At 48.7% G+C, this 12,127-nt stretch carries 12 protein-coding genes and 9 tRNA genes; 19 read left to right on the top strand and 2 right to left on the bottom strand.

What is annotated here, in order from left to right:
• The first annotated feature begins 7 nt into the window (after positions 1-7).
• The 6 genes from proC to hemW all read left to right on the top strand — a co-directional run bounded on the left by proC (position 8) and on the right by hemW (position 4,045).
• Entirely contained in the window at positions 8-826 is an 819-nt protein-coding gene (gene proC, locus R4537_RS16790; RefSeq protein ID WP_071179067.1) for a pyrroline-5-carboxylate reductase, read from the top strand.
• Between the two features lie 53 nt (positions 827-879).
• Positions 880-1,437, top strand: coding sequence for a YggT family protein (locus R4537_RS16795; RefSeq protein ID WP_001087261.1), 558 nt, complete (start codon positions 880-882; stop codon positions 1,435-1,437).
• A complete protein-coding gene (yggU, locus tag R4537_RS16800; RefSeq protein ID WP_071179066.1) occupies positions 1,437-1,727 on the top strand; it encodes a DUF167 family protein YggU in 291 nt (96 codons plus the stop codon). Before R4537_RS16795 ends, yggU begins: the two co-directional genes overlap by 1 nt.
• 45 nt (positions 1,728-1,772) lie before the next feature.
• The gene (locus R4537_RS16805; RefSeq protein WP_001233673.1) at positions 1,773-2,204 is read left to right on the top strand and encodes a DUF4426 domain-containing protein; all 432 of its coding nucleotides are present in this window, start codon (positions 1,773-1,775) and stop codon (positions 2,202-2,204) included.
• Positions 2,205-2,273: 69 nt separating this feature from the next.
• A complete protein-coding gene (locus R4537_RS16810) occupies positions 2,274-2,876 on the top strand; it encodes an XTP/dITP diphosphatase (protein WP_000725010.1) in 603 nt (200 codons plus the stop codon).
• Entirely contained in the window at positions 2,870-4,045 is a 1,176-nt protein-coding gene (gene hemW / locus R4537_RS16815; protein WP_071179065.1) for a radical SAM family heme chaperone HemW, read from the top strand. The genes R4537_RS16810 and hemW overlap by 7 nt, the downstream gene beginning before the upstream one ends.
• A 237-nt stretch (positions 4,046-4,282) precedes the next feature.
• Here the strand turns inward: hemW and glsB are convergent, their stop codons facing one another.
• Both glsB and trmB read right to left on the bottom strand, forming a co-directional pair.
• On the bottom strand, positions 4,283-5,203 hold the full coding sequence (glsB, locus tag R4537_RS16820; RefSeq protein ID WP_071179064.1) for a glutaminase B: 921 nt from the start codon (positions 5,201-5,203) through the stop codon (positions 4,283-4,285).
• 110 nt (positions 5,204-5,313) lie between these two features.
• The gene (gene trmB, locus R4537_RS16825; RefSeq protein ID WP_057557447.1) at positions 5,314-6,033 is read right to left on the bottom strand and encodes a tRNA (guanosine(46)-N7)-methyltransferase TrmB; all 720 of its coding nucleotides are present in this window, start codon (positions 6,031-6,033) and stop codon (positions 5,314-5,316) included.
• A gap of 238 nt (positions 6,034-6,271) precedes the next feature.
• Here trmB and mutY point away from each other — a divergent pair, with 238 nt between their 5' ends.
• From mutY to R4537_RS16890, 13 genes are all read left to right on the top strand, one after another.
• The gene (gene mutY, locus R4537_RS16830; protein ID WP_071179106.1) at positions 6,272-7,333 is read left to right on the top strand and encodes an A/G-specific adenine glycosylase; all 1,062 of its coding nucleotides are present in this window, start codon (positions 6,272-6,274) and stop codon (positions 7,331-7,333) included.
• A gap of 13 nt (positions 7,334-7,346) precedes the next feature.
• Positions 7,347-7,619 (top strand): oxidative damage protection protein, encoded by a 273-nt coding sequence (locus R4537_RS16835; RefSeq protein ID WP_000124738.1) that lies wholly within the window; start codon positions 7,347-7,349, stop codon positions 7,617-7,619.
• Between the two features lie 194 nt (positions 7,620-7,813).
• Positions 7,814-8,944: a membrane-bound lytic murein transglycosylase MltC gene (gene mltC / locus R4537_RS16840; RefSeq protein WP_057645065.1), complete on the top strand. Its 1,131-nt coding sequence runs from the start codon at positions 7,814-7,816 to the stop codon at positions 8,942-8,944.
• A gap of 115 nt (positions 8,945-9,059) precedes the next feature.
• Positions 9,060-9,135, top strand: a tRNA-Phe gene (locus R4537_RS16845).
• A 51-nt stretch (positions 9,136-9,186) separates the two neighbouring features.
• A tRNA-Thr gene (locus tag R4537_RS16850) sits at positions 9,187-9,262 on the top strand.
• A gap of 10 nt (positions 9,263-9,272) precedes the next feature.
• Positions 9,273-9,348: transfer RNA gene (locus R4537_RS16855), tRNA-Phe, on the top strand.
• 37 nt (positions 9,349-9,385) lie between these two features.
• Positions 9,386-9,461 (top strand) — tRNA-Asn (locus tag R4537_RS16860).
• A 256-nt stretch (positions 9,462-9,717) separates the two neighbouring features.
• A complete protein-coding gene (locus R4537_RS16865) occupies positions 9,718-11,343 on the top strand; it encodes a methyl-accepting chemotaxis protein (RefSeq protein ID WP_071179108.1) in 1,626 nt (541 codons plus the stop codon).
• Positions 11,344-11,649: 306 nt separating this feature from the next.
• Positions 11,650-11,725: transfer RNA gene (locus R4537_RS16870), tRNA-Phe, on the top strand.
• Between the two features lie 41 nt (positions 11,726-11,766).
• Positions 11,767-11,842: transfer RNA gene (locus R4537_RS16875), tRNA-Thr, on the top strand.
• A 15-nt stretch (positions 11,843-11,857) separates the two neighbouring features.
• Positions 11,858-11,933 (top strand) — tRNA-Asn (locus tag R4537_RS16880).
• A 28-nt stretch (positions 11,934-11,961) separates the two neighbouring features.
• Positions 11,962-12,037: transfer RNA gene (locus R4537_RS16885), tRNA-Thr, on the top strand.
• Positions 12,038-12,051: 14 nt separating this feature from the next.
• Positions 12,052-12,127 (top strand) — tRNA-Asn (locus R4537_RS16890).

Here is a 12,127-nt window from a genome sequence, read left to right on the forward strand (position 1 = left end):
GTATCGAATGGAACAGAGAAGCATCGCCTTTATTGGCGCAGGTAACATGGCACGCGCCATCATTGCGGGATTGATTGCCAGTGGTTACGCCGCCGATAAGATCATTGCAACCGCCCCTTCACTCACGCGCCGCGAGCCTCTTGAAGCGCAATACGGTATTCGCACCACCAGCGATAACCTTGCTGCGGCGCAACAAGCGGATGTGGTGGTGTTAGCGGTCAAACCGCAGCTGATGGCGGAGGTGTGCAAACCGCTGCAAGTGGTCGATTTCTCTGCAAAGTTGGTTATCTCGATTGCGGCGGGTGTGTCAGTCAAAAGACTCAATGAGATGCTGGCCACCCAGCTCAATTTAGTGCGTGTGATGCCCAATACGCCATCACTGGTAAACCTTGGCATGAGCGGTTTGTACGCCCCTGATTCAGTGAGCGAAGCGGATAAAGCCTTTACCACACAACTGATGCAAAGCGTGGGTGAAGTGTGCTGGGTAGAAAACGAATCTGGCATCAACAGCGTGATTGCCGCCGCAGGGAGTGCTCCTGCTTATTTCTTCTTGTTTATGCAAGCTATGCAGCAAGAAGCCATGGCACAAGGCTTTGATGAAGCCACCGCCCGTTTGTTAGTACAACAATCGGCGCTCGGTGCGGCCGCCATGGTCAAAGCCAACCCAGAACTCTCACTGGCCACTTTGCGTGAACAAGTGACGTCAAAAGGCGGCACCACGGCGCAAGCGATCCAGACCTTTAACGCTCACCAACTCAGCGACATCGTTGCCAAAGCGATGCAAGCGGCGGTAACACGCGCGCAAGAGATGGAACAACTGTTTTAATGTTTAAGGCGTCCACTCAAACTGAGCGGTCGCCAAATCAATAAGGGCAACTTATGAATTCACTGAGCTTTCTCATCAACACCCTATTTGACCTCTACATCATGGTGGTCATTTTGCGCATTTGGCTGCAAGCCGCGCGCGCTGATTTCTACAATCCGTTTTCACAATTTATCGTAAAAGCGACCCAACCCGTGGTCGGCCCGCTACGCCGTGTGATCCCATCGATTGGCAGCATTGATTTAGCCACCATCGTTTTTGCGTACGTCCTATGCGTACTGAAATTCATGGCCTTAGTCTTGATTGCCTCCAGCGGCTCCGTGTCGTTCAGTGCAGATTTCCTCTTCCTCGGCTTGCTCTCTCTGATCAAAGCTGCGGGCGGTTTGTTGTTCTGGGTCTTGTTGATCCGCGCTATCCTAAGCTGGGTCAGCCAAGGCCGCAGCCCAATCGAATACGTGTTCCATCAATTGACTGAACCTATGCTCGCGCCGATCCGTCGCATTATTCCGGTGATGGGCGGCTTTGATCTCAGCATTCTGGTGCTGTTTATTGTGCTGCAATTTGCCAACTTCCTGATGGGCGATGTGATTGGTCCTATCTGGTATCAGTTGTAATGGCTGCCGTATGGCGCGAAGGAGATGACTTACTGCTGCGGCTCTATATTCAACCCAAAGCGAGCCGCGACAGCATTGTCGGCCTACATGGCGAGGAACTCAAAGTCGCCATCACCGCGCCGCCGATTGATGGTAAAGCTAATGCACACTTGAGCAAGTATCTCGCCAAGCGGTGCAAAGTGGCGAAAGGTTCGGTAGTGATCGAAAAAGGCGAACTAGGACGCCACAAACAGGTGCGTATCCTACAGCCAAGCCAGATCCCAGCTGAAATTGCAGCACTGATTGAATAATCACACTCCCTCTTTGAGGGAGTTTTTTCACAAGGAGAATCGATTATGCGTAAATGGATGATGTCACTACTGCTCACCCTATTGGCTTTGCCAGCGAGCGCTGAGCAGCAAAAAACCATTAAAGATATTGAAGTGCACTATTCGGCGTTCAACTCAACGTTTCTCACCCCTAAGGTGGCGAGCAGTTATCAGCTGACGCGCAACGGCTATACCGCAATTCTCAATATCAGCGTGTTAGATCGCGCGTCACTCGGTAAACCAGCGACTGAAGCCAAGCTGACCGGCCATGCCAAAAACCTGATTGGTAACTTGCGTGAACTGAGCTTTAAGCAAGTCAAAGAAGGCAACGCGATTTACTACTTGGCGGAAATTCCGATCAGCAATGAAGAGATGCTGACCTTTGATATTGATGTCGATGCTGGTCTGAAAGGGGCGGGAAAACTGACCTTCAGCCAGAAGTTCTATACCGAACAGTAATTTTATACAAGATCAGGGGAATCCACGACGCAGCCGTCGCTTTTCCCCATACAAACCACAGAGAACAGCATGAAAAAGATCGTTTTAGCCACGGGCAATCAAGGCAAAGTGCGTGAAATGGCGGACCTATTGTCCGATTTTGGGTTTGATGTCGTCGCACAAAGCGAATTCAACGTCCCTGAAGCCGCAGAAACAGGCACCACTTTTATTGAAAATGCGATCATCAAGGCACGTCATGCCGCGAAAATTACCGGCTTACCGGCGATTGCCGATGATTCCGGTTTGGAAGTGGATTATCTAAACGGTGCCCCGGGCATCTATTCTGCGCGCTACGCGGGCGAGCATGCCAGCGACGGCGATAATCTCAATAAGCTGCTAGTGGCGATGCAAGATGTGCCAGACGACCAGCGCAGCGCGCGTTTTCATTGTGTATTGGTGTTGATGCGCCACGCCGATGATCCAACGCCTATCGTTTGCCACGGTAAATGGGAAGGCAAAATCCTCACCGCACCACACGGCAGTAATGGCTTTGGTTACGATCCTATTTTCTGGGTTCCGGAAGAAAACTGCGCTTCTGCTGAGCTAGAACCGGTGCGCAAAAAGCAGCTATCCCATCGCGGCAAAGCCCTGCAAAAACTGTTCAAAGCGATTGAAGAGCAGAGTACATGCTAACGCCTCCACCGCTTAGCTTATACATTCATATTCCGTGGTGTGTGCAGAAATGCCCGTACTGCGATTTCAACTCGCACGCGCAGAAAGGCGAAATTCCTGAGCAAGAGTATTTGGATGCACTGCTGCAAGATCTGGATCGTGACATCGAACGTTACCAGCTCAAGGGCGATCCGCGCCTGCTGCACTCGATCTTTATTGGCGGTGGCACACCAAGCCTTATCTCAGCAGAAGGGATCGCGCGCTTGCTGCAAGGTGTTGCCGAGCGTATTGCGTTTAAGCCAGAGATTGAAATCACCATGGAAGCTAACCCCGGCACGATTGAAGCCCAGCGCTTTGCAGGCTATCGCACCGCTGGGGTTACACGTATTTCGATTGGTGTGCAGAGTTTTGAGCCAGAAAAATTAGCGCGTTTAGGGCGCATTCACGGCCAACAAGAAGCGGTTCGCGCCGCACAGCTCGCGCACCAAATTGGCCTCAACAGCTTTAATTTGGATTTGATGCACGGTCTACCAGATCAAACTCCCGAGCAAGCACTGGCTGATTTGGATCAGGCGATCGCGCTCAATCCGCCGCATCTGTCTTGGTATCAACTGACGATTGAACCCAACACGCTGTTTTACTCGAAACCGCCTAAGCTGCCAGATGAAGATGCGCTATGGGATATTTTCGAGCTCGGCCATCAAAAGCTCAGTGAGGCAGGGTATGTGCAGTATGAGATTTCTGGCTACAGCAAGCTGGGCTATCAGTGCCAGCACAACCTCAACTATTGGCGCTTTGGGGATTACCTCGGGATTGGCTGTGGCGCGCACGGTAAACTGAGTTTTACCGATGGACGCATTGTCCGCACCACCAAAACCAAGCACCCGCGCGGCTACTTGGCAGCGTTGAACAATCTGGCCAAAGCTTATTTGGATAGCGAGCAGTTGGTTGCCGATCAAGACAAGCCGTTTGAGTTTTTTATGAATCGCTTTCGTTTGATTGAGCCCTGCCCGAAAGCCGATTTTACCGCCACCACGGGACTTACGATTGACGTGATCCGCCCAACCTTAGATTGGGCAATCAGTGAAGGTTATCTCAGTGAAGATGATCAGCACTGGCAAATCACGGAAAAGGGCAAATTGTTCCTCAATGATCTGCTCGAAGCCTTTATGGCCGATGAAGAAGAATAACCAAGAGGCGCATGCGCCTCTTTATTTTTATCTTTTATACCAAAACTACTTGCAGTTGCAGTTGCAGGTAGCCGGCAAACGAGTGACAAATTTGTCTGGAAAAAATTTGCACAGCCATCGGCTGGCCTTTGGTGAGAGCCAAGGATGGCTCTCATAATCCCAATCACATAGATCCACTATGTAATTGGGTGAGCGAATGCTGCCAACACCGCTGCAGCTTCAAGTAAAAAGGGGAGCTTAGAAAATTGAGCGACCAATCCGCTGCGCGAGTAACTCTAAGGCGCGAGTCCCCGCGAGCGAGTTACCCGATTGATCCAGCGCGGGGGACCATACTGCAATCGTCATCTCTCCCGGCACCACAGCAATTATCCCACCGCCGACACCTGATTTTCCGGGCATACCGACTCGATAGGCAAACTCTCCTGCCCCATCATACAAGCCGCACGTGGCGAGCAAGGCATTGGTTTGTTTGCTTTGGGTTGGGGTTATCACTGTTTCGCCCGTCACCACAGAAACTCCTTTATTGGCCAGATAGCTGAAGGTTTTCGCCAGCTCAACACAGCTCATTTTCAATGCGCAGGCGTGAAAATAGTTGTGCAGTACCGGAATAACCTCATTGTGGAAATTGCCAAAAGAACGCATCAAATAGGCAATCGCGGCGTTGCGATCACTGTGCATCATCTCCGATGCTGCCACGATTTTGTCATAAGCAATGAGCGGCTCACCGCTGAGTTGGCGTACAAACTCCAACAGACGCTGACGAGGTGCAGAGAGGCGACTTTGCAGCATATCGCACACCACAATCGCGCCGGCATTGATAAATGGATTACGCGGAATTCCCTGCTCCATTTCAAGCTGAATCAATGAGTTAAATGCTTGCCCTGAAGGCTCTTTACCCACGCGGCTCCACAGTTCATCTGGCTGATACAAGCCCATCGCGAGCGTCAAGCTCAGCACTTTGGAGATCGACTGAATCGAAAACCCTTCCTGTGCATCGCCTGCCGTGATCACTTCTCCTTGATTGGTGAACACGGCAATGCCCAGTTTTTCACTCGGTACTTTGGCGAGTGCGGGAATGTAATCGGCGACTTTACCCTGCCCAATGAGCGGGCGAACTTCTTCAATAATGCTGGCTAAAATCTCTGCGGTAGGCTTCATCAATGACTCTTTATTATAGGTTTGTCTCTCACTACTTCAGCTTATCCGTAGCCTGAGGATTAGGGTCAAAAAAGCCAACATCAAATGTTGGCCTAAGCAAAATTCTCTCTTTACGCAGTGCGCTGGTACTTGATGTCCCACACTCCGTGACCTAAACGGTGACCACGCTGCTCAAACTTAGTCAGCGGGCGCTCATCAGGACGCGGAATGTAATCGCCATCGGTTGCCAAGTTAGCAAAACTGGGCGCTTGATTCATCACTTCAATCATGTGTTCTGCGTAGTTTTCCCAGTCGGTTGCCATGTGGAATACACCGCTGCCGATGATGAGCTTTTGGCGTACCATTTCAGCAAATTCAAGCTGCACGATACGGCGCTTGTGGTGACGCTTCTTGTGCCAAGGATCTGGGAAGAATAATTGCAAAGTGTGCAGGCTGTTATCTGGGATCATGTGTGCAAACACTTCCACCGCGTCATGGCACATCACACGCAAGTTAGTCACACCCGCTTCACGCGCCGAAGCCAAACAAGCACCGACACCTGGGCTGTGCACTTCAATGCCGAGGAAGTTTTTCTCTGGTGCGTTTTTCGCCATTTCGACCAAGGACGCGCCCATGCCAAAACCAATCTCCAACACAACCGGATTATCGTTACCAAACACCTGTTGCCAATCCAACAGCTCTGGCTGGTAATCAATCCCCATGGTTGGCCAGCACTCTTTCATTGCGGCTTCCTGGCCTTTGGTCAAACGACCTTCACGACGAACAAAGCTACGAATACGACGCAGCACTTTGCCATCTTCGGTATATTCCTGGGTGATGACTTCGCTCATTTCTATTGCCTGCACATTACTAAATCAGAGCGGGAATTATCCAAAGAATCGTCAACGGTGCAAGTGTTATTACTGACCGCTTACCATCCTACCCCAAACTCTTTGCCGTTACCGCCAACACCGCCACAGCTTCGAACAGGAAGGAGGAGAATATCCCCAATGTTTGTCGGTTTTACTTCACCACCAATCTGTGGTGCAATTTTGCTCCACTAGTTTAGACAATAATAATGAGCAAGTCGTGACTCCTTTTGCACAGGCCATCCTTACTTGGTATGACGCCTACGGCCGCAAAAACCTGCCGTGGCAACAAAATAAAAATGCGTATCGCGTTTGGTTATCGGAAATCATGTTACAGCAGACCCAAGTCGCGACCGTGATCCCCTACTTTGAACGCTTTTTAGAGCGCTTTCCGACCGTACACGCCCTCGCGGCAGCGCCGCAAGATGAAGTGCTGCATTTCTGGACGGGGCTTGGCTACTACGCCAGAGCGCGCAATCTACATAAAGCAGCGAAAATGATTGTGAGTGAATATGGCGGCGAATTTCCCACCGATTTAGAGCAGATGAATGCGCTACCCGGTGTTGGCCGTTCTACCGCGGCAGCCGTGCTCTCTTCTGTGTATAAAAAACCGCATGCGATTTTGGATGGCAACGTGAAACGCACGTTAGCGCGCTGCTTTGCCGTGGAAGGTTGGCCGGGGCAAAAAAGTGTCGAAAACCAGCTTTGGCATTATGCAGAAATGCATACGCCCAAAGTGGATGTCGATAAATACAACCAAGCCATGATGGATATGGGCGCGATGATCTGCACTCGCAGCAAGCCAAAATGCAGCCTGTGCCCAGTAGAATCGTTTTGCCTTGCCAAACAGCAAGGCAATCCCCAAGAGTATCCGGGCAAGAAACCCAAAACAGACAAACCCGTCAAAGCCACTTGGTTTGTCATGCTCTATCACGACAATGCCGTCTGGCTTGAGCAGCGCCCGCAAAGTGGAATTTGGGGCGGTTTGTACTGCTTCCCACAATCAGAGATCGCCAATATTCAAACCACCATAGATCAGCGAGCCATCAGCGATAGCACAATAACATCGCAGCAAACCCTGATCGCATTTCGCCATACCTTTAGCCACTACCATCTCGATATCACGCCGATTTTGCTGCAATTAAGCCGCAAACCAGACATCATAATGGAAGGGAGCAAAGGTCTTTGGTATAACTTAAGCCAACCCGATGAGATTGGTCTCGCAGCACCAGTGAAACAACTGTTGCACAGCTTACCTTTCGACATTGATAGCCACATTTAAAGAGGAAGAGTGAATGGCTCGCACCGTATTTTGTACCCGATTGCAGAAAGAAGCCGATGGCTTGGATTTCCAACTCTATCCCGGAGAACTGGGCAAACGCATTTTCGACAACATCTGCAAAGAAGCTTGGGCACAATGGCAGACCAAACAGACCATGCTGATCAATGAAAAAAAGCTCAACATGATGGATCCTGAGCACCGCAAATTGCTGGAGCAAGAAATGGTGAACTTCCTGTTTGAAGGTAAAGAAGTCCATATCGAAGGTTATACACCGCCAGCTAAATAAGCACTAGTTTTGCGCTATAGCCCCAAACGGCTTAGAGCTAAAGCTTAGCTTCAAGTCGGAAGAGAATATCGACTAATGACATCATAATAACTGCAGTTATTATGATGTCGTTTTTGTATGTCACATCCCCCAAACAGCTTGCTGTTTTATATAGCAAAGGGGATAAACAAGATTATCTTAATGTAAGGAAACGCATGAAAAGGTTAGGGCTATATCTAGTCGTAGTTCTATTACTGAGCGGTTGTAGCCGTGAAGCCATTGAAAATATGTATCAAGTTGATTATGAGCCAACTAACCGCTTCGCCAAAAACTTAGCGGGTATGCCCGGGCAATATTCGAAAGATACGGATGGTTTCGACGCCCTGATCAACAGTTTTTCTGGCAATATCGAAAAACGTTGGGGTCGGGATCAGCTAAAAATGGCAGGCCGTACTAACTACGTAAAATACATAGATAATTATCTTAGCCGAAGTGACATTAGTTTTAGCGAAGGAAAAATCACCGTTGAAACCGTCTCTCCAACCGACCCTAAAGCGCATTTACGTAACGCCATCATTACCACACTACTCACCCCAGACGACCCTGCTGGTGTTGAGCTTTTTTCTTCAAAAAACATAACATTAGCAAATAAAGGCGAGCCTTTTTTATATCAACAAGTTGTTGACCAAGATAAGCAGCCGATCCAATGGTCTTGGCGCGCTAACCGTTATGCTGATTATCTCATAGCCAACCACTTACAAGTTAAGCAAGTCGGTTTTAAAAAAGCTTACTATGTTGTGATCCCTATGGTGAAAAACCAAGTCGAAATTCGTGGTAACCGCTATGCTGATATTATCCGTCGCGCATCGCGTAAATACGATATTCCTGAAGATTTAATCCTAGCCATCATCAAAACTGAAAGTAGTTTTAACCCTTACGCTGTGAGTTGGGCGAATGCATACGGCCTAATGCAAGTCGTTCCTGCGACAGCAGGACGGGATGTTTTCCGTATGGTGAAAAATCGCCCAGGCGATCCCACACCAGAGTATCTATTCAACCCTGAAAATAATATCGATACTGGCACTGCCTATTTTTACTTACTCAAAAATCACTATTTGAAAGATGTACGCCACCCACTCTCCCTAGAATACAGTATGATTTCTGCTTATAACGGCGGTGCAGGCGGTGTGCTCAATACCTTTCATTCTGATCGTAAACGTGCCATGCAAGATCTTAACTCGCTACAACCTAATCAAGTGTATTGGGCATTAACCCAAAAACACGCCAATGCAGAAGCACGCCGTTATCTAGAAAAAGTGACCAAATTTAAGAAAGAATTTAACTAGGGATAACAAAAAAACCGCACATTGCCGAAAATAGCGCCAATCAAACTGATTTTTCGAAATATTTCAAAAAACAGGTTGACTGAGAAAGGGAAAATCCGTTTAATAGCGCTCCGTTGCCCGGATAGCTCAGTCGGTAGAGCAGAGGATTGAAAATCCTCGTGTCGGTGGTTCGATTCCGCCTCCGGGCACCACGAATTTTAGATTGTTGGTGTAATAAGACACAAACAGCAAAGGTTACGTGTGCCGGCTTAGCTCAGTAGGTAGAGCAACTGACTTGTAATCAGTAGGTCGCCAGTTCGATTCCGGCAGCCGGCACCATTTAAAATTTGCCTCGATAGCTCAGTCGGTAGAGCAGAGGATTGAAAATCCTCGTGTCGGTGGTTCGATTCCGCCTCGAGGCACCACGATTAAAAGTTGTGCCATAGACACAATAAAAATTGTTCCTCCTTAGCTCAGTCGGTAGAGCGACGGACTGTTAATCCGCAGGTCGCTGGTTCAAGTCCAGCAGGAGGAGCCACTTTTAAAAACCCAGTCATTGACTGGGTTTTCTTTTATCTGCATTTTGAATTTTTTCTCGTCTCACTCTCAAACCATCCCACCTCAACTAGCTTATCCGTATCACCATTCTTTTTATTTCGAGGCAAAAATTTAATCCAACTCATACTTTCACACTTACTTCGTATCAATAAATAAGCAAGCTCATTACTATCACGCCGACATCAAACTGTCACAAAAATTTAATCTGCCTACACCTTCCCAATAGGGTTCAAACTATGAAATTAAAAACCCAAGCTTATTTATTATCTGCCATCATTCTCGCTGCTCTTCTCGCGCTAGCCACAACAGGGCTGTGGACGTTACGTGTGGCCAGCAATCTCGATAACAAAGCGCGTGTAACCGAGCTGTTTAATAGTGCCTACAGTATTTTGACTGAGGTAGAGAAGCTGGCTCAAGAAGGCAAGATGTCGGAGCCAGAAGCCAAAGCGCTCGCCACCCGCCTAATGCGTAACAATCTCTACAAAGATAATGAATATGTGTATGTGGCAGATGAAAATATGACTTTCGTGGCGACGCCGCTCGATCCACAACTGCACGACACCAGTTTCCACGATTTTAAAGATGGCAAAGGCAATAGTGTTGGCCGTTTAATTCAAGATGTGCTGCGTCATCAGTCTGGCAAGTTGGTGGAATACACGTGGACACAAAAGCAAGCTGACGGTTCGATTGAAGAAAAGCTCTCGATCGCGCGCAAAACGCCACACTGGGGCTGGGTTGTCGGCACGGGTATTGGTTTTAACGAAGCCAATGCGCGTTTTTGGTCTACCGCGCAATGGCAATTAAGCTTATGTGTGGTGATCGCCGTTGCGATTTTATCTCTGTTACTGGTCGCGATTCGTAAAATACTGCTGATTATCGGCGGTGAACCAAATGAGGTACGCAGCGCAGTACAAGCTGTGGCACAAGGCCGCATTTGTCGTGAATTTGCTATAAAAGCCCCTAAAGAGAGTATTTATGGTGCAGTGCAGCAAATGAGCAGCTCACTTGCAGACTTGGTGGCTAAGCTTGAGCAATCCATGGTTGCTTTACGTTCTGAATTAGCTGGCGCAGGTACTCGCGCCAAAAGCATTGCCGAATTAACGGATAGCCAGCAGCAATCTACCGCCATGATTGCCACGGCAATGACCGAAATGGCCTCTTCAGCGAACCAAGTCGCCGATTCTGCGCGTGATACCGCATTCAACACAGATCAAGCGGATCAGCAAAGCCAGCATACGCAAAAGCTCATCCACAACACGGTGAGCAATATTCAAGGCTTGGCGACTCAATTACAAACCGCGAGCACCGCGGTTGCCGATCTGGATTTGGATGTCAAAAACATCGCTAAAGTACTGGATGTGATTGGCGATATTGCAGAGCAAACCAATTTACTGGCGCTGAATGCTGCGATTGAAGCAGCACGCGCTGGCGAGCAAGGACGCGGCTTTGCCGTCGTGGCAGATGAAGTGCGTAACTTAGCGGGCCGCACGCAAACCAGTACCAAAGAGATCCAGCAGATGATCCACAATTTGCAGGAAGGGTCGCGTAATGCGATTCAAACCATCCAGATTTGTGGGCAAACCAGTCAAAGCAGTGTGCAAGAGTCAGAAAATGCCGCTTCTGCGCTGGCATTGATTGTCAGCGCACTCGAAAGCGTCTCTTCGATGAGCCATCAAATAGCCACGGCGGCGGCCGAGCAAACCCAAGTCAGCGATGATATTGCGCGCCGAATCAATATGATTGAAGAAAGTGGCTCAAAACTGAGCCGAGTGGTGATGGAGAGCCACAATAGTACGCAAACTCTCACAAAACTCGCCCGCGAGTTAGAGCAATGGGCTGCGCATTTTGAGGTAACTCGTTAAGCATACGTTCAGTTCAGTGATCGCAAAACGTTTCACTGAACTGATGGGTTACTCGTCGTTTTCAAGTAGGAAGGCTATAACTGAAAATATTTATCAAGCAGGTATTTTTACGTACTTTGTGATTTTCTGACTACGCTAAAAACTCTCTCTTTCACTGAGCGAGTGGGTCTTGCGGTTCATTTAGCGATATTTTGGCAAACGAAATGGACAAAAACAGGCCATTAAGTATAGAAAAACAACAAACGATATTTTTTTTAGATTTTCATGTTGACGACCTCCACGAAAAACCTTTTAATACACCCCGTCGCCCGGATAGCTCAGTCGGTAGAGCAGAGGATTGAAAATCCTCGTGTCGGTGGTTCGATTCCGCCTCCGGGCACCACAATTTTGATTGTTGGTGCTTGCACGAACAATAACAAATGTGCCGACTTAGCTCAGTAGGTAGAGCAACTGACTTGTAATCAGTAGGTCACCAGTTCGATTCCGGTAGTCGGCACCATTAAAAAAGAATAATTCCTCCTTAGCTCAGTCGGTAGAGCGACGGACTGTTAATCCGCAGGTCGCTGGTTCAAGTCCAGCAGGAGGAGCCAATTTCTTACTTGCCTTGCAAGTAGATTTGCCGACTTAGCTCAGTAGGTAGAGCAACTGACTTGTAATCAGTAGGTCACCAGTTCGATTCCGGTAGTCGGCACCATTAAAAAGAATAATTCCTCCTTAGCTCAGTCGGTAGAGCGACGGACTGTTAATCCGCAGGTCGCTGGTTCAAGTCCAGCAGGAGGAGCCA

The sequence above is a fragment of the Vibrio paracholerae genome (assembly GCF_037672085.1).
GTDB lineage: Bacteria > Pseudomonadota > Gammaproteobacteria > Enterobacterales > Vibrionaceae > Vibrio > Vibrio cholerae.